Annotated in this window: 23 protein-coding genes and 2 tRNA genes; 4 read left to right on the top strand and 21 right to left on the bottom strand. The window is 42.5% G+C overall.

Going from position 1 to position 21,076, the window contains the following annotated elements; genetic code table 11:
- Positions 1 to 36: 36 nt before the first annotated feature.
- The 3 genes from Q7A53_RS13945 to Q7A53_RS13935 all read right to left on the bottom strand — a co-directional run bounded on the left by Q7A53_RS13945 (position 37) and on the right by Q7A53_RS13935 (position 856).
- Positions 37 to 127 (bottom strand) — tRNA-Ser (locus Q7A53_RS13945).
- Between the two features lie 4 nt (positions 128 to 131).
- Positions 132 to 206 (bottom strand) — tRNA-Asn (locus Q7A53_RS13940).
- A 188-nt stretch (positions 207 to 394) separates the two neighbouring features.
- Positions 395 to 856, bottom strand: a complete 462-nt coding sequence (locus Q7A53_RS13935) for a SprT family protein (RefSeq protein ID WP_411789778.1) — start codon at positions 854 to 856, stop codon at positions 395 to 397.
- A gap of 75 nt (positions 857 to 931) precedes the next feature.
- Between Q7A53_RS13935 and cmpA the strand changes: the two genes are divergently transcribed.
- Positions 932 to 1,042, top strand: a complete 111-nt coding sequence (cmpA, locus tag Q7A53_RS13930; protein ID WP_411789777.1) for a cortex morphogenetic protein CmpA — start codon at positions 932 to 934, stop codon at positions 1,040 to 1,042.
- Positions 1,043 to 1,076: 34 nt separating this feature from the next.
- On the opposite strand, the gene Q7A53_RS13925 is transcribed toward cmpA, so the two are convergent.
- From Q7A53_RS13925 to acpS, 15 genes are all read right to left on the bottom strand, one after another.
- Positions 1,077 to 3,245, bottom strand: coding sequence for a Tex family protein (locus Q7A53_RS13925; protein WP_411789776.1), 2,169 nt, complete (start codon positions 3,243 to 3,245; stop codon positions 1,077 to 1,079).
- A 99-nt stretch (positions 3,246 to 3,344) separates the two neighbouring features.
- The gene (locus Q7A53_RS13920) at positions 3,345 to 3,941 is read right to left on the bottom strand and encodes a SpoIIE family protein phosphatase (RefSeq protein WP_411789775.1); all 597 of its coding nucleotides are present in this window, start codon (positions 3,939 to 3,941) and stop codon (positions 3,345 to 3,347) included.
- Complete coding sequence (gene sigB / locus Q7A53_RS13915; RefSeq protein ID WP_411789774.1) at positions 3,941 to 4,720, bottom strand: RNA polymerase sigma factor SigB; 780 nt, start codon at positions 4,718 to 4,720, stop codon at positions 3,941 to 3,943. Before sigB ends, Q7A53_RS13920 begins: the two co-directional genes overlap by 1 nt.
- Positions 4,695 to 5,168: an anti-sigma B factor RsbW gene (rsbW, locus tag Q7A53_RS13910; protein WP_411789773.1), complete on the bottom strand. Its 474-nt coding sequence runs from the start codon at positions 5,166 to 5,168 to the stop codon at positions 4,695 to 4,697. The genes sigB and rsbW overlap by 26 nt, the downstream gene beginning before the upstream one ends.
- 1 nt (position 5,169) lies before the next feature.
- Positions 5,170 to 5,499, bottom strand: coding sequence for an STAS domain-containing protein (locus Q7A53_RS13905; protein ID WP_411789772.1), 330 nt, complete (start codon positions 5,497 to 5,499; stop codon positions 5,170 to 5,172).
- A gap of 67 nt (positions 5,500 to 5,566) precedes the next feature.
- Positions 5,567 to 6,577, bottom strand: a complete 1,011-nt coding sequence (locus Q7A53_RS13900) for a PP2C family protein-serine/threonine phosphatase (RefSeq protein ID WP_411789771.1) — start codon at positions 6,575 to 6,577, stop codon at positions 5,567 to 5,569.
- Between the two features lie 13 nt (positions 6,578 to 6,590).
- A complete protein-coding gene (locus Q7A53_RS13895; protein WP_411789770.1) occupies positions 6,591 to 6,992 on the bottom strand; it encodes an anti-sigma regulatory factor in 402 nt (133 codons plus the stop codon).
- Between the two features lie 2 nt (positions 6,993 to 6,994).
- A complete protein-coding gene (locus tag Q7A53_RS13890) occupies positions 6,995 to 7,351 on the bottom strand; it encodes an STAS domain-containing protein (protein ID WP_305792008.1) in 357 nt (118 codons plus the stop codon).
- A 5-nt stretch (positions 7,352 to 7,356) separates the two neighbouring features.
- A complete protein-coding gene (locus tag Q7A53_RS13885; RefSeq protein ID WP_411789769.1) occupies positions 7,357 to 8,226 on the bottom strand; it encodes an RsbT co-antagonist protein RsbRA in 870 nt (289 codons plus the stop codon).
- A gap of 344 nt (positions 8,227 to 8,570) precedes the next feature.
- A complete protein-coding gene (locus Q7A53_RS13880; protein ID WP_411789768.1) occupies positions 8,571 to 8,921 on the bottom strand; it encodes a type II toxin-antitoxin system PemK/MazF family toxin in 351 nt (116 codons plus the stop codon).
- 5 nt (positions 8,922 to 8,926) lie between these two features.
- Entirely contained in the window at positions 8,927 to 9,208 is a 282-nt protein-coding gene (locus Q7A53_RS13875) for a CopG family ribbon-helix-helix protein (RefSeq protein ID WP_411789767.1), read from the bottom strand.
- Between the two features lie 162 nt (positions 9,209 to 9,370).
- Positions 9,371 to 10,531: an alanine racemase gene (alr, locus tag Q7A53_RS13870; protein WP_411789766.1), complete on the bottom strand. Its 1,161-nt coding sequence runs from the start codon at positions 10,529 to 10,531 to the stop codon at positions 9,371 to 9,373.
- A 307-nt stretch (positions 10,532 to 10,838) separates the two neighbouring features.
- A complete protein-coding gene (locus tag Q7A53_RS13865; RefSeq protein WP_411789765.1) occupies positions 10,839 to 11,861 on the bottom strand; it encodes a LolA family protein in 1,023 nt (340 codons plus the stop codon).
- Positions 11,862 to 11,914: 53 nt separating this feature from the next.
- Entirely contained in the window at positions 11,915 to 13,429 is a 1,515-nt protein-coding gene (locus Q7A53_RS13860) for an NAD(P)H-hydrate dehydratase (RefSeq protein ID WP_411789764.1), read from the bottom strand.
- A gap of 58 nt (positions 13,430 to 13,487) precedes the next feature.
- Entirely contained in the window at positions 13,488 to 13,844 is a 357-nt protein-coding gene (gene acpS / locus Q7A53_RS13855; RefSeq protein ID WP_411789763.1) for a holo-ACP synthase, read from the bottom strand.
- A 125-nt stretch (positions 13,845 to 13,969) separates the two neighbouring features.
- Between acpS and Q7A53_RS13850 the strand changes: the two genes are divergently transcribed.
- Complete coding sequence (locus Q7A53_RS13850) at positions 13,970 to 14,734, top strand: rhomboid family intramembrane serine protease (RefSeq protein WP_411789762.1); 765 nt, start codon at positions 13,970 to 13,972, stop codon at positions 14,732 to 14,734.
- 544 nt (positions 14,735 to 15,278) lie between these two features.
- On the opposite strand, the gene Q7A53_RS13845 is transcribed toward Q7A53_RS13850, so the two are convergent.
- Positions 15,279 to 16,754 (bottom strand): DEAD/DEAH box helicase, encoded by a 1,476-nt coding sequence (locus Q7A53_RS13845; RefSeq protein WP_411789761.1) that lies wholly within the window; start codon positions 16,752 to 16,754, stop codon positions 15,279 to 15,281.
- 229 nt (positions 16,755 to 16,983) lie between these two features.
- On the opposite strand from Q7A53_RS13845, the gene Q7A53_RS13840 reads away from it, so the two are divergent.
- Positions 16,984 to 17,913 carry a DMT family transporter gene (locus Q7A53_RS13840; protein ID WP_411789760.1) on the top strand — a complete coding sequence of 310 codons (930 nt, stop codon included), beginning with the start codon at positions 16,984 to 16,986 and terminating at the stop codon, positions 17,911 to 17,913.
- Between the two features lie 19 nt (positions 17,914 to 17,932).
- Entirely contained in the window at positions 17,933 to 18,784 is an 852-nt protein-coding gene (locus tag Q7A53_RS13835) for a DegV family protein (protein ID WP_411789759.1), read from the top strand.
- A 128-nt stretch (positions 18,785 to 18,912) separates the two neighbouring features.
- On the opposite strand, the gene Q7A53_RS13830 is transcribed toward Q7A53_RS13835, so the two are convergent.
- Both Q7A53_RS13830 and Q7A53_RS13825 read right to left on the bottom strand, forming a co-directional pair.
- Positions 18,913 to 20,190, bottom strand: a complete 1,278-nt coding sequence (locus Q7A53_RS13830; protein ID WP_411789758.1) for an MFS transporter — start codon at positions 20,188 to 20,190, stop codon at positions 18,913 to 18,915.
- Positions 20,191 to 20,210: 20 nt separating this feature from the next.
- Positions 20,211 to 20,900 (bottom strand): alpha/beta hydrolase, encoded by a 690-nt coding sequence (locus Q7A53_RS13825; RefSeq protein WP_411789757.1) that lies wholly within the window; start codon positions 20,898 to 20,900, stop codon positions 20,211 to 20,213.
- Positions 20,901 to 21,076 lie beyond the last annotated feature (176 nt).

The following is a 21,076-nucleotide window of genomic DNA, read 5'->3' as shown; positions in this document are numbered from 1 at the left end:
CAACGGGCCTCGTTAGTCTTATGTATAAAATAAAAATGGCGGAGAAGGAGGGATTTGAACCCTCGCGCCGTTTGCACGACCTACACCCTTAGCAGGGGCGCCTCTTCAGCCACTTGAGTACTTCTCCGTAATGGCTCCACCGGTAGGATTCGAACCTACGACCAATCGGTTAACAGCCGATTGCTCTACCACTGAGCTACGGTGGAATAATTAAAAATGAATTAGCTCTTAATTGCTTGTCTTGAAAACTTTCAAATAATCAGCGACGAAATATATCGTATAATATATTGATCGGAATGTCAAATCCTTTTTTCGTCAATATATTGCTTATGTATTCATTTATTCTGTGCCTTTTGACAGCACCTAATTAATTTAACATGGCGTTTACAATTCGTCAATATGTTTTCTCTTTCTTTTTTAGTTTTCCTCGACATTTTCCACAAGCATAACGAGTGGTGTTTACTCGCCGCTTCCTATGATACTCCTGTCCGCACTTCGCACAAATATAGTGATGCTTCATAGGATTATCTTGAGAAGGCAGTGGTTTGCAATATCTCGGAGATCCTGTTTGTTTGAGCAGCTCTTTGAATTCTCTATCTCTGTGGCTGAACCCCTTCCCTTCTATATGAAGGTGATAATGGCATAGTTCGTGTTTAATAATTCCGGCAAATTCATCTTCAGCTGATTCTTTGTAGTATTTAGGATTTAATTCAATTACCCGTTTCGAGGGAATGTATCTCCCTCCCGTAGTACGTAAACGAGAATTAAAGTACACTTCGTCTGTAAATTTCTTATGAAAAAATTCTTCAGAAAGCTGGTTCGTCCATTCGTGAAGTTGTTGTTTGCTTAGTTCCATTTGTCACACCTCCTTTACCTCTTGCATACTTTATCATACGTATGAAGTACGGAAAAATCAAAAGGAGTGATGCAGATGCCTGGATGGTTAAAAAAGCAAATGTACAGTGCTTTCTTTAATAAAGATAAGTATCAGATTAAGATGCTGAACCAATGCTGGTATTTCTATCAACGCCAATTGAAATAAAAAAACCTGGAAGATGAACCCCCAGGCCAGATCATTATTGAGGCAGCATTGTTAAGGCAATGCGCTGTTTTTGTGTATCTACATTATCCACCCAGACAGTCACGACGTCTCCAACAGCCACGACATCCATCGGGTGTTTGACAAATTTATTGGACAATTTGGAAATATGGACAAGTCCATCCTGTTTGACTCCTATATCCACAAACACACCAAAGTCTACAACATTACGCACGGTGCCTTCCAATTCCATTCCTTGTTCCAAATCTTCCATTGATAACACATTCGTTTTTAATAAAGGTTTAGGCAGATCATCCCGAGGGTCTCTGCCAGGCTGCGTAAGAGATTTCATAATGTCCTGCAAGGTTGGCACTCCTAAACCAAGTTCTTCAGCAGTGGAACGGAGGTCTAAAGTCTTCAATTGATTCTCCATTTCTTCACTGCCTAACTCTGCCTTACTTACACTCCCCATTTTTAAGAGCTCTCGCGTTGCCTTATAACTTTCCGGGTGAATGGAAGTTCGATCCAAAGGTTCTTCTCCATCCAAAATACGAAGAAAACCAATACTTTGTTCGAACGTCTTTGCCCCTAGTCTCGGGATATCCTTAAGTTCTCTGCGTTTAGAGAATTTCCCTAATTCCTCTCGCTTCTTCACGACATTATTTGCCACAGTTTTGCTTAAGCCAGAGACATATTGCAGCAAGGAAGAAGAAGCTGTATTCACATTAACCCCGACCTGGTTAACCGCTGTTTCCACGACAAAGGTTAAAGATTCATTTAGTTTCTTTTGACTTACATCGTGCTGGTACTGACCGACCCCGATTGACTTAGGGTCAATTTTTACGAGTTCAGCTAATGGGTCCTGCACACGCCTGGCAATAGAGACGGCACTTCTCTCTTCTACTTTAAAATCAGGAAATTCCTCTCTCGCCAATTTAGAAGCTGAATAAACACTCGCCCCCGCTTCATTAACAATCATATAGGAGGCTGCTAAGTTATGCTTCTGGATCATATCCGCAACAAACTGTTCGGTCTCCCTTGATGCCGTTCCATTTCCAATAGCCATAAGCTCAATTGGATACTTCTTCATAAAAGAAAGCAGAATTTTCTCTGCACCCTTCACATCATTCTTCGGAGCGGTCGGATACATCACTGCAATGTCGAGCACTTTACCTGTTTCATCAACCGCCGCTAGTTTACAACCGGTCCTGAATGCAGGATCTACCCCTAAGACGACTTTTCCCTTTAACGGCGGCTGCAAGAGAAGACTGCGCAGATTGCTGGAAAAGACTTCTATGGCCTGCTCTTCTGCTGTTTCGGATAGAGAATTGCGAATTTCTCTTTCAATCGAAGGCTGAATCAAGCGCTTATAACTGTCTTGAATGGATTCTTCCAGAATAGACTGCGTGGATTCGTCAGCTCCAGATTGAATCACTTTCTTATTTAAGTACGTAACAATCGTTTCATCCGGTGGGTTTACGGTTACTTTAAGAACTTCCTCTTTTTCACCTCGATTTAATGCAAGAATACGGTGAGACACTATTGCACGGACGGGTTCTTGATAATCATAGTACATTTCAAAAACACCTTTTTCGTCCTGATCTGCATTTTTAGCTTTGGACTCGATAGTCCCTTTCTGGAAGGTCTGCTTTCGAATTTGCTCCCGGTATTCTGGATCATCTGAAATCCATTCGGCAAGGATATCATTCACCCCTTGCGTTATCTCTTCTACTGTATGTAGTTCGTGCTCTTCTGATAAGTAAGCTTGAGCTTCCTGTTCATAATCAAACGCTTTTTGCTCCCATACTTTCAGAGCAAGAGGTTCTAATCCTTTTTCTTTAGCCACTGTGGCCTTTGTTCTTCTTTTCTGCTTATACGGCCGGTATAAATCTTCTACCTTCTGCAATTGAACCGCTTCTTCGATATCCTTTCGCAGCTCTTCGGTTAATTTCCCTTGCTCATCAATCAATCGAATAACTTCTTCTTTGCGCTGCGTTAAATTTAATACGTAATGGTACTGGTCTTCAATGGCTTTAATCTGAACCTCGTCCAAACCGCCTGTTAATTCTTTACGATACCTTGCAATAAAAGGAACGGTATTCCCTTCTCCAAGAAGATCGATGACCTGTTTCACAGGCTTTTCATTTAATTCTGTCTGTTTAGCGACCAGCTTCAGCAAGTCGGCTTTAGGTAATAATTCACTCACGTCGTGTCCTCCTTCTATTGAATACCATTGTATCAAATTCTACTTGCCATTACTCCCAAACGAAAGGACCTTATTCCATTTTAACGTAGAATAAGGCCCTCATTTGTACTGGATAGCAATTAAAGTCGTATCATCATCTCTTGCCTGTCCATATAGTTCTTTATACTGTTCAGTGATTACTTTCACATTCTGAGTTCTAGTATGCTTAGCAGATAAGTTACGATCCACTACGCCATCCGAAAACATCATGAAAATCATGCCTGGATGCACCTTGCCTCTTGTCACTCGCAGCTTCTTCGGATAGCCTGCTAAGTATCCAGCTAGAGGAATATTCCTGCCTCTAGTTCCATCATTATCCAAAGTTATAACACCAATGTTCCCAATGGAGGAATAAGAGTATGTTTCAGCAATTAGATCTATTCTAAGTATACCAAGGACAACTCCGCGTTTCCCAACCAAAGCTTCATTACACTTATGGACAAGTGACTCTATTGTTAAATCAGGGTACTTTTCTACCATTTCCATTACGGCCTTTGAAGACTCATGCGCCATTTCCCCACTGCCAAGACCGTCAGCCACAGCACAGACAAACGCTTCACCGGTTTCTTTGTAAAAATAGCTATCTCCACAGTAGTAGTTGCCTTTCTTCGCTTGCTGATACACGGAAATAGATAGATGATTCAGCTCATCCAGCACTAAAATGCCTCAACGGATTCAGATTGCAGGGCTTCTCTCAGCTTTCTTAAAGCTCGCCGCTGCAAACGTGATACATGCATTTGTGAAATCCCCAGCCTTTCACCGGTGTCTTTCTGGCTTAGGTTTTCAAAATACGTGCATTGAAGAATTTCCTGCTCTCGTTCACTCAAGATCGGAAGTACTTTTTCAAGCAGCATTCTTTGATCAATATGATTGTACCCATCCTCTTTGTTGCCGATTAAATCAAGAATGGTAACCGTACTGCCATCAGAATCAGCTTCGATTTTCCGGTCTACAGAAAGAGCTTTATAACTTTTGCCCATTTCCATCGTCTCCAGAACATCTTCTTCAGAAACTTCCAGATATTCCGCAATTTCGATAACGGAAGGAGAACGCTGTAAAGAGCTGGTCAACTCCTCTGCTGCTTTCTTAATTTTCGGTCCTAATTCTTTAATCCGGCGTGGTACATGGACACTCCACGTTTTATCACGAATAAACCTTTTTATTTCTCCGATGATCGTAGGAATGGCAAACGATTCAAAGGATTTTCCGAATTCCGGATCGTAACGGCGGATAGCAGCTAGCAGTCCCAGCATGCCGACTTGGACTAAATCCTCATGGATGGTACTGTTTTTAGAATATTTGCGGGCGATGGACTCTACCAGGTCTTTGTAAACAAGAACTATCTTTTCCTGGATTTCTTCGTCCCGCGGGTTTTCCTGTAAATATTCTATCCACTTATAAACCTCATCATTATGATGTTGAGATCTGGTCGCCATCTTGATCCACCTCGGCTTCATGGAGATATTTGGTCATTAACACGATAACTCCATATTTACTATTGATTTCAACTTTATCCATTAGAGCATCAATTAAGAAGAGTCCAAACCCACCTTCGCGCAGCTCAGCGATGTCATCGTTCTGCTGGTAAGGTCCAATATCTTGTTTGATTTCTCCAAGATTAAAGCTTCCTCCATGATCGGCCACCATCACCTCCAGGCGATTGTCATATAAACCGAATCCGATGGTGATTTCGCCATCTTCATCTTCTTTATAGGCGTGCTTCACAGCATTAGTGATGGCTTCAGAAATAGCAACCTTCAAATCTTCTATATCTTCATATGAGAAACCCATACGATTGGCAATTCCAGAAGTGCTTAAGCGTACAACACCTACATATTCCGCCTTAGCAGGGACCTTCACTTCTACAAAATCAAATGGTTCCATTTTACATTCCACCTCGTACTGTAGTGTCTATGTTCATGATTTCAGTTAAACCGGTAATTTTGAACAGACGATATACACGATCCTGCATTTGTACAAGCTTTAATTCGGTGTTGTGTTCTTTTGTAGACTTAAGAGCACTAATAAACACTCCTAAACCAGTTGAATCCATATAGTTTACGTTTTGCAGATCAACTTCCACTGTTTGACGCTCTTCCTTTGTCAGCGGAAGCAAAGCTTCTTTAAGTTTCGGTGCAGTAAAAGCATCTACTTCTCCCGAAAGAGACACGTAAGCTACATCTTCTTTGTTTGTAATATCTATTGTTAAGTTCATGACTAATATCCTCCTATTATTCCAAGAAAAGTCGATCAAAAAAATAAGTTCCCGACTTTATTATAGGTTAAACATTTCTTCGCAAAATAATCAGGGTGAAATCATCCCGCAACTGAAAGTCTTGAAGTCTTTCAAAATGCTTAAAGACCTGCTCTACAACCTCTTGAGCAGGAAGGTGGGCATACTGCTTAATCACATGAAGAATTTCTTCTTGTTCAATAAAGCGGTCACCCTGCCGGCATTCCGTCACTCCATCAGTAAGGAGAATGATCATGTCTCCCTGTTCTACTTTCCGCTGATGTTCAGTGTAAGACGCTTCTGCGGACACACCGAGCACGAGTCCTGAGGCTTCAATCTCTTCATATTCGTCGCGGTCTTTGTGGTAATAAAAGCCCGGTTCATGACCTGCAGAGGAATAATGAAAAGTATGAGAATCTGTATCATACAATCCGTAGAACATGGTAATAAACATACTGGAATCGACGTTTCTTTCCACTACTCGGTTCAGACTGCCGAGAATAACCCCCGGGTCCATCCGCAGTTCAGGGAAGCTGTCCATCGAATACTTAATCATCGACATACATAAAGCAGCAGGTACCCCTTTACCAATTACATCAGCGATAGCTACACCAAGCGAGCCTTCCCTGTCTTGGACAAAGTGGTAATAGTCGCCATTCATCTGCTTTGCAGGTACACTAATTGCGCCTACTTCCACTTCTTCCAGTTCAGGTTTCACTGTTGATAACAGGGTTTTCTGCATGTTAGCAGCGACCGAAAGCTCTGATTTAAGTTCAAGCTGCTTCTCACGCAAAGACTGATATTCCTGATAAGCAAGTCCATAAGAAATCATTGTTTCCAGCAGAAAACTCATAGAAGATTGAATATATTCAGGCATTTCCGGGTATAGCTCCTCTAGGGACTGAATATGCACGTTAATAATTTCCTCTGGAGAAATATTATGCTGCATCGAATGCTTGCTGAATTGTTCTGCTTGGTAGAGAGCCTGCTCATCTTTGGTTCTAATATACTCTTGCAATAATTCTTTATAATTTTCTACATCCAGTTTCAATGTGCTCACTAGTTAACCTCCTCTACCGGAGCCATTTGATTACTTTAATTTCAGTACCTTTGCCATCTTCTGAATAAATATCAAATTCGTCCATTAACCGTTTCACACCAGGAAGACCTGCCCCAAGTCCGCCTGAAGTAGAGAACCCGTCTTCCATCACCTGGCTTAGCTCTTTAATTCCAGGTCCGTTATCCATGGCAACAATACTCATCCCTTTGTGATTCATATCGTCCACTGCTTCAAAACATATTTTACCTGTCCCAGCATATAAATAAATATTTCTTGCCAGCTCTGATATGGCAGTGGCGATGCGGGCTTGATCTACAGTTCCAAATCCAATTTTTCTTGAAATGTCCCTGCCCAGCTGTCGGGCGCCCACAATGTCCCACTCTTTTTTAATGTTGACACAGGATTGGAAGTCCATGGCTACTCCTCCAATTCCTGACGAAGTTTAATTAATCCTTGTTCTAAATCTAGTGCAGTAGGGACATCCTGCATGTGAATTCCTAAGTCAATCAGTGTCATCGCTACAGCAGGCTGGATACCTGTCAAGACTACCTTTGCACCCATAAGGTCGGACATGGTAACTACGTCTCCGAGAACTTTGGCGATGAAAGAGTCAATAATATCGACAGAAGTTAAATCTATAACCACACCTGTTGAGCCGCTCTCGTGTATTTTACTTAACAAATCTTCTTGAAACTGAATGGCCGTTTGGTCATCCAAATCAATTTGAATAGAAATAAGTAAGTAGTTATGCAGCTTTAGAATTGGTATTCTCAAGGTGTTCACTCCTTATTCAGTGAATCTATTAGTTTTTCAATGTTTTCATCGTTGTTCTGACTTTCTTCGATTTTGCGGTTTGTTAGTTCAAGGGCCGTTTGGAACCCTTTGCGAAGTGAACTTTTCGTAGGGAATTTCCCTAAATCAATTCCCAGGTTGACGATCGTCTGAGCAATTTCCGGACGAATTCCTACTAATATACATCTAGAACCGATTAATCGGACAGCTTCAGCTGCTTGAATAATGTGATGAGCAACCATCGTATCCACAACAGGAACTCCGGTAATATCAATAAGTACAACTTCCGCATTGTGCTTAATCACACCATCTAGAAGATTTTCCATTATCAGTTTAGCTCTTTCCGTATCAATCGTTCCAATCAGAGGCATAATCGTAATGTTTTCCATTACTGGAATGAGTGGAGCAGACAATTCTTGCAAAGCAACTCTTTGAAGAGAGACAATATTTTCCCAGCTTCCAGAGTACTCATTTACGAGTTGATTAATAACCGGGTCAACCCAGCCATCCACTTTACGAAGCACTTCAGAAAAGTAATCTGAGTCAATCTGATCTGATTGCTTTAAAATAAAGTCGGTAATGACCCTGCGAAACACTTGCATTCCGTCTGTTAAATAGCTCAGCGGCCATCCAAGGTTGATCAAGCGTTCAGCAAAGTCCTCTAAATCCTTTGAAAGTCCCTGCTTCTGAATATTAGAGAAAATGACATTTACAAATTCCCGATTGGTGCTTTCAAGCATCTCATCAGAAATCGTTGCTGTATAGTCATTCTCCTTGTGGGTCTCAACTTCCTCTAACCACATTTTTACAATATCGTTGCTATGTTCAAGAACGATGTCCTTTAGTTTTTGATCCATTTGTAAACCTCCACCATATTCCTATAAAATTAACGAATTAATATCCAAATATAATGTTATCAAAGATTCGATATTTTATATACTAATTAACCCTATTTTATACTTGATTGAAAAAATCCGCTATGTATTTTCCCAAATTTTTGTACTGGCAAACATTTGAAGTGACAATAAAAGCTCAGTATTCGGCCTGCGGTACAAGAGCAGGAAATGAATTTCTATTTATAAACTTGGATCTTAGGCTGCTGGTACAGCTTTTGCTCTATGAAAAAAGGGAGGTAAATCCAATTGACTCAAACTTTTTTGAGACAACAAAAATGAAGCTGCCTTCAACGACAGCTTCATTATTAAAAATCAATTAGTCCAAGACTAATCTGCAGCGCTTCATTCACACGCTGCATCATAGGTTCATCTAGCTGAGTAATCTTGTCGGTCAAACGCTGTTTATCAATAGTTCTGATTTGTTCCAGCAGGATTACTGAATTTCGTTCAAAACCGTATTTGGCTGCATCAATTTCAACATGTGTAGGAAGTTTGGCTTTCTGTATTTGCGCTGTAATCGCTGCAACGATTACAGTAGGACTGAAACGATTACCGATATCGTTTTGAAGAATGAGAACCGGACGAACCCCGCCTTGCTCAGATCCCACAACTGGGGACAAATCAGCGAAATAAACGTCTCCTCGTTTGACTATCAATGGCTTCACACCCCGCCCACTAATTGCTCCAGGGTGTGTTCTGCCTCCTCTTCAGCCTGAAACGCTTCTGAAGCGATGTTTAAATTAATTTTCGCCATTTCCATGTAGCCTCTGCGCATGGATTCTCTAACATGGCGTTGTTTCTTCTCCCGCAAATACATTTTAGTTGCTTGACACATGAAATCGCTCCGATCACTGTTTTCGAGTTGAATGAATCCATCTACTTCATTCAGTAGGTTATCCGGAATCCGGATGACAATCTCTTGCATGCTGTCGGACAAAACCATACACCTCCACCATCTTCTCTAAAAAAGAAACCAGTCAATAAGTCCACCCTAATCTTATCATTCAGGAGTGTCTATTGCAAAGGAGTGTTGGAATTTTTTCGTAAAAGATGCCACCTTAGCTCTCCTGATGGGAAAAATTGCCGAACGCTGACATGAAGCGGGTCACAGGGAGTTATCCACTTCCACAATTTGTCCATTTTTTAAATATATTCGAGGAACTCGATAACTAATCATACAAGGGATTTCATAATTAATGGTATCTAAATAGTCTGCTACTTCATCTGTTGAAATTTCCTGTTGTCCCTTGTCTTTACCAATTAAGGTAACCATTGTTCCTAAAGGATATTCCTGATCAAGCCGAATCATGAACTGATCCATGCATATTCTCCCTACAATTGGGAGTCGTTTACCATCTACGAGCACTTCCATCCCTTGTAATTTTCTTATCCAGCCATCTGCGTATCCTAGAGGAACGGTACCTATCCATTCCTCCTCTTGAGTTTCATACGTGGCCCCATAGCTGATAAATTCTCCCGCTGCTAATTTCTTCACGTGGATTAACCGAGTCTTCAGGGAGAAGGAAGGGTGTAAGTCAATAGGTTTCTCTCTTTTCACTACTTCTGACGGGTAAAGTCCGTACATACTAATGCCAAAACGTACATAATGTTTCATATGCTCCGGGAAGCGCATGCTTGCTGCACTGTTACCCGTATGAATCTGCACTGGATCTTTCCAGACTTTCTTTAAATGATTCAGCAATTGTTCCAGACGATCTGACTGGACCTGGAAATAATCCAAATCTTCTTCATCTGCCGTTGCAAAATGAGTGAAAACAGCTTCTAATTCAAGCATCGAATTCTTACTGATCCCATTAAGAAGGATATCCATTTCCTCTGCCGAGCGAATACCAATTCTCCCCATCCCTGTATCCCACTTCATGTGAAGCTTAAGCGTACAAGGAAGGTCAAGACGGCTGACTTCTTCCAGCCACTCTTTTTGAAAAACGGTTAAGCTGACATCCAGCCGGGCGGCAATTTCCACATCCCCCGGTCGAACCCACCCCATTACCAGAATAGGAGCATCTATTCCTGCTTCTCTTAGTTTAATTGCCTCATCTAATAGAGAGACAGCAAGGGCTTTCGCTCCTGATTCCAGTGCTTGTTTCGCTATTTGCAAGTCCCCGTGGCCATACGCATTCGCTTTTACCACCGCGTAAATCCCCACCTCTTCAGGAAGACGCCCCTTCAGCTGCTTGATATTATAATCAACCGCCGAAAGATCCACCTCAGCCCAGGAATCTCTATAAAAAGTTTCAATAGACAAGGGTTTGACACCTCACTTCAATACAATATCTCTCTATTATTCAACGAGCCAACACCCCTGTCAAATAGAAAAGCGGAAGCGAGCGTTTAGATCTCCCGGGCTAAGCAAGCCACCGGAACGGCGGAGAGAGGTGCCCTTTCCTCTCGCAGGCGATTGACTTATGACTCGAGGGGCTGGACCTTGCAGACGGACAATGAAAAGCGGAAGTACCCGTTCAGCCCCGACCAGTGCGAAATTCGCCCTATAACTTTTCGAATCATTCTTACTGTAAAATAAAAGCAGACCGCTAAGCCTGCTCACCGAAAATTTATTTAACTGCGTGATTATTAATGGAGCTTGCCACAGAAACCATTTCATCTTCAGTCAATTGATCACTCGCTAAATGGAATGTGGTTCCATTCTGTGTCCACTGCAGCCGCTTGTTTGCCATAGCACCAATCACTCCATCTTCAAGCTGAACAGGATCTCCACTTACTTGAATAGAAGCTTGGGCACTTGCCGGCTGCACATCTGCAGTTTCTTGAATTAGAGTGAAGTTCTTATCACCCGCAAAATTCATAATGACTCGTTTTCCATCTTCTGTTTTTAATTCCTGCTCATCAGTAAGCTCAGCGCCGTATGTTTCACCTGGATACAGCACAGCTTCTTCTTTATTATCATCCATACTGGCAACAGGAACTTCAGAAGGAGCCATCGCCATATTTTTATCTACGTCAAAGTCTTCCTTTTTCAAGGAGTCATCTTTAGCGAAGTTTGCGAACTGCACCTCTACTAAAGGATTCATGTCCTGGTCGAATACTTTCACCATCACTGGCTGATAACTTTTCTTATCAAAATAAATTTCCTGGGACGGAAGTGTTTTATTGTTTTGATAATTGGTTTTCGTTTTAAAGACAAAATATTTTTCGCTCGTGTTAAATTCCGCATCCGAGTCTGTCTTGATATCTTTAATTAGTGATGCGAATAAATAAGGCTGGCTGGTGTTCTGCGGCCAATCACTTTGAAACTTAAAGCTTTTATTTAACGCAGGAGTGAGAACATAAACACCGCTGCTATTTTTCAAAATGATCTGGCTTCCTTTTTCATCCTGGTCATTTTGCAGCTGAACTCGGTAAAAATCCTTTTTCTTATGCCACACTTGGATATGGTATTTCTGTTCATCTTTACCCGTACGCATCTTCATATTTGCTTCAGTTTTATATCCAGCCATATCGTCTGCCTTTTGTTCGAGCTTTTTCAAAACATCTTCTTTAGATTGCTGTCCGCACGCACTCAGTGCGAGCAAGGCAAACAATGAGGCGAACAAAAGGATTAGGAAACGTCTTTTCATCTGCTCAACTCCTTTGTCTCAACTGGAGGACAAAGGGAACGCATCACCATAACTCAAGAAAATGTACGAAAGGTTTGGGACAACCCTTCTACCACGTCCGTCGCAAGCAAATCTCTCATTGCGTGCTGCTCGTCCGTTAATAACTCGGCTGTTGTGCCATGAATAAAGCAGCCATTGCTGATTCCGTCCAAAATAGATCCACCTTGTAAAACCATAGCAAGCAGGATGCCAGATAACACATCACCTGTGCCACCTTTTGCAAGCCCTGCATTTCCGGTCAAATCGACTCGCTGCTTTCCTTCCGGGGAAGTAATAATCGTAGCCGGACCTTTTAACACGAGATACACTCTATGCTTGCAGGCAAAGCTCCGACAATACGCAAAGGGAGATTGCATAATGGTCTTAATCGGCTTTCCCAATAGACGAGCGAACTCTCCAGGATGGGGAGTAAGAATAGTCGGATACGGCCGCTGAGCCACTTTATCAAAAAGTTCCTTCAAATGAAAAAGTCCATCGGCGTCGATCAAAAGCGGAGCTTCTATTTGCTCAAGAAGCTCTTCTATCAGCTCCTGTGCCTCCGGATGACGGCCCAGTCCCATTCCAACCGCTGCTGCGTCAAACCCTTGAAGGTCATCCTTTATGTGACCGGTAATCTTCCCAGCCGTTTCACTCATCGCAAGAAAGGTTGCTTCCTGCACGTAAGAAGAAACAGAAGGGATGACTTCCTTAGCCGTTGCTACTGTTAACAGCCCGGCACCGCTCCTAAGAGCCGCTTTTGCGGACATGGCGATTGAACCCGGCATTAGATCAGAGCCCCCGACCATTAATCCTTTCCCGTGACTCCCTTTATGAGAATTCGTCATTCGCTCCGGCAGGCTTCGCTTTACATCATGACGCTGCCAGACAAGACGTTCGGGATGGCGGAGCTTGCGAACAGGAAGCCCGATCTCCACCATCTCGATTTCCCCGTAAAAGGGTCGTGTATGCTGTACAACTGCACTCATTTTCAATGCAGCTATCACTACTGTTAAATCCGCCCGAACTCCATCAAACTCCTCAATTCCTTCATCCGCTGGAACTCCAGTGGGGAGATCGACCGCAATCCTGCAGGAATTCTGCTTGTTTACCAGTTCCACTATTTCATTGAAAGGAGAGCGTAACGGTCCCTTCGCTCCAATACCCAGCATGGCATCCACGATCACATCTGCCTTTTCGAGTGACTGTGTCAGAGCGTCCCAATCGTTCAATTGAAAAAGGGAGTAACCTGAAGCAAGAAAGATTTCCTTATGAACTATCGCATCCCCGGATATTTTTTCGTCCGCTGCCACTTGCCAGGCCTCTACTTCGTATCCTCGGTTCAATAAGGTTCTGGCAATGACGAAACCATCTCCACCATTATTTCCTGCTCCGATGAGCACGACCACTTTATGATGTTCCGGTATTCTCCGTTCGATTACATCCGCGGCAGCTCGGCCAGCACTTTCCATTAATATTTTCCCTTCAATTCCAGCTGACTTTATAGCCACCTGGTCCCATTCGTACATTTCTTGTGCGGTGACAATATCCATTTCGTTCCCTCCTACCCGCATTACAATGTTATGAGACAACCTATGTAATTATGCCATTTCACCTTTCTTCGATCACAATTTGAGCAATGACTTGAGCAGAGCTGTGAGAAATCGCAACCCATAAAAATTGGTTTTCATAACCTTTGACTTGTATTTCTGGAGCGCCGCTTGCATTTGGAAGAATTTCTATATCTTGAAAGCTGAGCCGCCCAATCCCCGTACCTGCCGCTTTCGAGAACGCTTCTTTAGCCGCAAACCGGCCAGCTGCAAACTCAGTTTGACGCTTTCCCTTTAATTGCTTATATTTCTCCTGCTCTTTCTTAGTTAATATTCGTTGAATAAACCTTGGATTACGCATTATACTTTGGTTAATACGTTCTATCTCTAAAATGTCTACACCTATGCCTTTGATCACTTTTATCTTCCTTTACAAGTTAACTAGTTGTAGTATACCCGATTATGGAAGTGGTTAAAAAAAGAATAATAGATGTTCTTTTTGCTTATATTGACGAAGAGCAGTTATGTAAAGGAGAATGGCCTATGTTTGTTCGAACGGAAAACTTCAAGGAATTTTTTAAATTTTATCCCATCGTTTCCTGGCTGGTGATTATTAACTTTGGTCTATGGTTATTAATTGATGTACTTCAGCTCGGGGCAGCTGAGGAATTCTTCCGCTGGGGTCTGGGCATCAATGTCCTGGTCTCACAGGGAGAGTATTGGCGGTTAATTACACCTGTCTTTCTCCACGCCGGTTTTTCTCATGCTTTGTTTAATTCTTTCTCCCTCGTTTTATTCGGGCCAGCGCTTGAACAAATGCTTGGCAAGGGAAAATTTATTGCGCTTTATTTATTTGCAGGATTTGCTGGAAACTTAGGTACCTTTGTAGTCCAGCCTGATGCCTACAACCCTCATTTGGGGGCATCCGGTGCCATTTTTGGATTGTTTGGCGTCTATATTTTTATGGTTTTGTTTAGAAAGAACTTAATTGACCAGGCGAATTCCCAGATCATATTCGTCATTTTCATTCTTGGCCTCATCATGACCTTTTTACAGCCGAACATTAACGTGTTGGGCCATGTCTTTGGTTTCATCGGCGGGTTTGCACTTGGTCCAATCATTTTGAAGAACGTGCAAAGTTTTTCACTTTCCCGAATAAGGGAGAAGCATTCCACCAGTTCCTCTATTGGGTTTAACCCCAACCGGTACAGAAACAAAAATCCGTCAGCCGGCAATATTGGCCGCTACCTATTTTGGGGAGCCATCATCTTTTTCGTCGCCGTTTATGTATTCAGTAACTTTCTATAACAACCCAGAAAATCCGTCTCTACATGAGGCGGTTTTTTTGTTTTGTTACATATCATTAGTTAATAAAACTAACATGCAGTTTTGGTTCATACTTGATTTCGAGATAACAAAGGTCCATTGCTTTAATAGAATAAAGGTGGCTTTCCTGCAGGGAGCAAATGACCTGCCGAGTTACATTCACTAGCTATTCATTTTTATGTACAGCCTATACTCAATGTAGATGGTAACTTCTTCCCCGAAAAACAAAATCAAACCTTTTTCCATAGTAGTGGAGGCTGCATGTTATCATCAGAATTTCCGTTTTCTCAAATGGTTTCGAGATTCTTCTATGGTTAAGGGACGGAGGGAAACGGCGAGACTCCTGTGGGAATTGCGGGACAGATAAGACCCCGGAGAGCTTAGCTCGAGGAGGCTTAGCGCCCGCCCCACGGAAAGCGAACCTTTTCCCGAAGCCCCTAAGTTCAATTATAGTCTCGAAACCGATCCTTCCGGGTAACAAAAAACTGACAGACCACGAAGGATCTGTCAGTTGATGACTTATATCTTATTTAGCGTTTGAGTTACGGCTTTTGTTCTGAAAACCACGCTTGTTTTTACTATTAAAGTTGCGATTACGTGATTTATTACCACCACTGCGGTTGAAGTTACGGTTCCCATCTTTACCACGGTAGCTCTTCTTGTTTTTACCTTGAGCGTTTTTAACGCTAATCGGTTGAACAGAAGACAAACGAACTGGAACTTCATCACGTTCTTTCGTCAGCATCTTCAATGCAGCTGCTACGACATCAGAAGCATCATGCTCCTGCAGCAATTGATCTGCAGCCTGATGATACTTTTTCAAGTCATCTGATTGCAGGTTTTCAGTAATTTTTTCAACTGCAATTTGCTGCTGGCCGCGTTTAGCTTCATCAGAAGATGGTACGCGCAAACGCTCTACTTTTTTCTTCGTTAGTTTTTCAATTAAGTTAAGCTGAGCTTTCTCACGTGGTGTAACAAAGGAAACGGATTCCCCTTTACGTCCAGCACGACCCGTACGGCCGATACGGTGTACATAGCTTTCTGGATCCTGAGGGATGTCGAAATTGTACACGTGAGATACTTCAGAAATGTCCAGTCCACGAGCAGCAACATCAGTTGCCACAAGGATTTCGATACGTCCGCGTTTAAATTTGTTTAACACAGACATACGCTTTCCTTGCGTTAGATCTCCATGAATACCTTCTGCACGGAAACCGCGAGCCTGCAGTCCATCAGACAGTTCATCTACACGGCGTTTCGTACGGCCAAAGACAATAGCTAGAGCCGGTGCATGAATATCAAGTAAACGAGTAAGTGTATCGAACTTATGTTTCTCAGGAATCTCCACATAATACTGTTCGATATTTTCCACAGTCATTTCTTTTGATTTCACTTTAACCTCTTCAGGTTTTTTCATAAGGGTCGTTGCGATATTACGGATTTCTTTCGGCATTGTTGCAGAGAACAATAAGGTCTGACGATGTTCTGGCAATGCTTTAAGAATATCTCTAATATCATCAATAAAGCCCATGTTTAACATTTCGTCTGCTTCATCTAGCACAGCCGTATGAACATTCTCAAGCTTAATTGTTTTACGACGAATATGATCTAGCAGACGTCCAGGTGTGGCTACAACGATTTGGTTATCTTTCAGGGCACGAATCTGACGTTCCATGTTGGAACCGCCATAAATTGGCAGTGTGCGGACTCCGCTGTTTTTACCCAGACGGTTTACTTCTTCCGCTACTTGAATCGCAAGCTCACGTGTAGGCGCAATTACAAGACCTTGTACTGATTTAAGGTCTTTATTAATTTTCTCGATCATCGGAATTCCGAAGGCTGCTGTCTTTCCTGTTCCGGTCTGCGCCTGTCCGATGACATCCTTACCTTCTAAGCCTAGGGGGATGGTTTGTTCTTGAATTGGTGTTGTTTCCTCAAAGCCCATATAATCTAATGCTTTAAGAACTGGTTTTGATAAACCTAATGATTGAAATGTTGTCACTATACTTTCATACTCCTTTATAATTAAAATCTTCTACCTTATATGCATACGAACATGTAAAAAAAGCCTTCTGCCACACTACACGGGAGAGGCCTCTCAAATACCTGCCTGATAGATTCATTCATCATAACACACATAACAGTTTTAATTCTACACATTTCCTCTATGCTTTTCAATCTTAATAATGATAAAATGAGTAAAAACTGTCATGTTCCCGAGGAGGGATCCAATGGATAAGCCTCCATTCCACCCCTATATATTATTATTTATTGGTGTGGCGTCAATCTCGACAGCTGCCGTCTTTGTGCGGCTCGCTGGAGATGCACCGGCTTCTATAACCGCTTTATACCGATTATTAATGGCTGTCATTATTATGGCCCCATATATCGGTTGGAAATACCTTCACGAACTAAAAAAAATTTCTTCAAAAGATTTAATTCTTGCTACTTCTGCAGGAATCTTTCTAGCTTTTCACTTTATTTTATGGTTTCAATCCTTGAACTATACATCTGTAGCAAGCTCAGTAGTTCTCGTTACCATGCAGCCAATCTTCGCTTTTATAGGCACATACCTCTTCTTTAAAGAACGTTTTACAATCGGAGCCGTGCTTAGTATGATCATTGCGCTTACCGGCAGTGTGATTATCAGCTGGGGAGATTTTCAAATCAGCGGCATTGCCTTACTTGGTGACTTTCTCGCATTAGCTGGAGCCGCCATGGTTACAGGATATTTTCTTTTGGGGCAGAATTTACGTAAACGACTGTCCTTGATGACGTATACCTTCCTAGTTTACAGCATGGCGTCTGTCACTCTGCTCATTTATAACCTGATCCTTCAAGAGCCCTTTACAGGATACTCTCAGCAGCAATGGCTGGCATTCCTGGCTCTTGCGATTATTCCCACTTTCTTTGGGCACTCCCTTTTTAATTGGACCCTTAGATGGGTAAGCACCTCCACCATTACGATGGGGATATTAATCGAACCTATTGGTGCTTCACTGTTAGCCTATTGGATTTTAGGCGAAGGAATCACTTGGTTTCAATGGCTCGGCGGTTCCATTGTAATCTTCGGGCTAATGATGTTCATTTTCAGTACCGCGAAGAAAGGTAAACCAAAGCTTACTCATGCTTCCAACAAGGCTCATGGACCACCCAAATAAACCGAGAGAAGGTGTACCAATGCCGATCAAGCTGATCGTAGACGGAGGAGGAGATTTTCCTCCACAGATGGTAAATCAGTACGATATCGAAACGATTCCCCTAAACCTTCAGTTTGGGGACGACCAGTATAAAACCGGAGAGATGGATTTACAAACTTTTTATAGAAGGTTAAAACAATCGGAGGAACTTCCAAGGTCCTCCTCTCCCAGTCCCAACGATTTCTACGAAGTGTTCAAGAAGGTGGACCCAGCGTTCCCAATCCTTGTGCTGAGTCTGACTCAAGGTCTTAGCAGTACTTATGAAAATGCCGTCATGGGCAAGAACCTTTTATTAGAAGAAGAACCGGACCGTCAAATCGAAGTGCTCAATACGAAAACCGCTTCTTCAGGTGTCGCCTTACTGCTTCACGAAGCGGAAAAGACTATTAACCAGGGCGTTCCTTTCCCGGAACTCGTTTCACATATGCAGGAAAGAATCGAAAAAACTACTACCCTGTTTATTTTGAAAACGTTAGAAAACGTTATCAAAGGCGGCCGCCTGGACAAAGTAAAAGGAAAAATTGCGAAAACGCTAAATATCAAGCTGTTAATGAGAGCGAATGCAGAAGGCGCCATCGAAGTATCTGAAAAAGTTCGCGGCAATAAAAAATCTTTACGCCGGTTTATCGATCAAATCGGTGAATACACAACAAGCTTTGAGGATAAAGTAATTTCTTTATCGCATTGCAATGATCAAGAGCGCGGGCATAAAGTGTTAGAGGCCATTAAAGATCAATACAGCTTTAAGGATTCTTTATTTATGGAAATGGGACCTCTTATATCGACCTATGCGGGAGAAGGTGGCCTTGTGATTGCTTTCTTCAAAGACTGAGGCTGAAGGAAATAAGGAAGCGATGAGAAATTCTGTATTAGGTAAGACAAAAAATCCTAACGGTGGTAGCAGAATGGCGTTAACATTTCACCACCGTTAGGATTTTATCATGGTTAAAACGCTGCCTCTTATCCATGATAATCTTCATATCGGGGCTGAGGAGAAGATAATGCCAGAACCCCTGCCGTAATGGGGAAAAGCAGCGTCAGGAGTATAATAACCTGATAATTGCCCAGCCAGTCATAGAACAATCCAAACGGAAGCGGACCAAGCGCTGACCCTACTACCATGACTGTTTGAGCTAAACCTTTAATGCTGCCTAAATGCTCTCTGCCAAAATAGTTCGGCCAGACAATATTCAATACAATTCTCTCAAATCCATTGACCATTCCCCAAACGACTCCAAATCCGATCGCAAGCCACCAGCTTGAAGTGAAGAGCAATAAGAGCAAAGTGAATATATGGCCGAAAAATGTGATCGCTAAAATATAATGCACGGAAAAACGATCCACCAAATAACCGACTATAAACGTCACAGGGAAACCGATGACGGCCATTAAAGTGAGTACTGACGCTGCAATTCCTGTACCCAGCCCCCTCAGTTCCATAATAGAAACCAAGTGAAAAGTAATCGCGGTATTTACAAGGGCGGGCACCACAACGCAGAACAAAATAAACCAGAATGCTCTCGTTGCCATAGCTTCTCTTAACGTCCAGCTTTTTTCATTCACATCTATGAAAGTATTGGGGTCCTCCCCCTCTTTCAACGGCTTCGGCGTGCCATCAGGAACTTCTCCGATCAACTTCGGCTGGTTTCTTACGAATATGTACGCGAGGGGCACAAAAACAATCAGTACAGCGGCTCCCCAAATCCCCCATGTTGTCCGCCAGCCGACATGCTCAATTAGAAAGGCATTCGCTGGCGGAAACATCGCTGAACTAGCGAAGCCTCCAATTGCCATGACACTTAATGCCCGTCCCCGTTTTTTAATAAACCACTGAGGAACAAGCGTATTGGGCACCAGCGTCATCGAACCCTGACCAAACAAGCGGATCATAAAAAACCCAATGAACATCATAATCGGTCCTAACAAGAAGGCATTCCAAAACAAGGCAAGGGAGAGCATGATTCCAACCGCTGTCATCATCGTCCTTTGACCAAAGCGATCGACTAAACGCCCCATCATAAATAACGCAAATCCTGCCCCTAATGTAGCTGCAGAGTAAATGCCGGATACTAGAGAACGTGAATAACCAAAATCATCAATATAATAATTAATAAAGATAGATACAGAATACGTTTGACCCGGTCCCGAAAAAAAGACACCGAGTCCTGCCAATGCGACGATAACCCATCCATAGAAAAAACGAGTTCTAATAGGGACTTCTTCTTTTAATGCATTCACTTAGTAATCCCTCTCTTCTGTTATGGGTTGAGAAAAGAAAGGACGCGGCGGCATAATTCTTCACGGTCATCTCCATGGCATATTAAGTGCTTCGATTTAGCTAGTAACACCACTTCCTTATTCACCGAAGGTATCTCCGTATTTAGGAAGTCTGCTGCCCGGACAGGCACCATTCCATCTAATTTCCCTTGGATAATAAGAACAGGGCAATGAACCTCCCGTAGGCAAGGAAGCGTATATTTCACACACTTCATAAACTCTAAGGAAGAAAAGAAATAGGTATGTCCGAGTTTACGCTGATACCGAACAAATAACTCATTGTTAGAGAGCGATCCCCTACATGCATCGCCGGCCATTTCGAGAATATCCTTCGCCATTTGCGGGAGACTGATGTACTTACTGGACGCTGAGAGCAATACCAGCTTATGAATATCATATTTAGCCGTTAAGTAAGCAGCAATCATCCCTCCCATAGAAAAACCTACCAGAAGGATTGTCTCATTTCGTTTCATTAAATCTAATAGAGCAAGCTCTGCGGTCATGATCCATTCTTGATAGTAATGACCTCTTAAATGCAGCGTTTCGCCGTGGCCGGGCAGCGTTGGAGAAGCAAGTTCCCAATCTGTATTGGCTTCTAAGAATTCTGCTAATGGCCGAACTTCATCCGGACTCCCTGTATAACCGTGAATACACAAACAGCCAACACTCATTTTTCTTCCCTCACTATCCACTATTTCGTTTCCCGAAATAATCATACCATATTTATCTTTCCAGAAGCATTCAGGAGGATGTGCCTGAGAACAACTTGTCCTGTTAAATCCAGGCAAGTTCACCTGACCGGGACACAAACATTGATCCACTCCTATCCTTTGCTTTAATCTTATGT

Source organism: Halobacillus rhizosphaerae, assembly GCF_046719735.1.
In the GTDB taxonomy this organism is placed as follows: domain Bacteria; phylum Bacillota; class Bacilli; order Bacillales; family Halobacillaceae; genus Halobacillus_B; species Halobacillus_B rhizosphaerae.
Note: the sequence above shows the minus strand (reverse complement) of the source record. Positions and strands in the feature narration are given on the sequence as shown.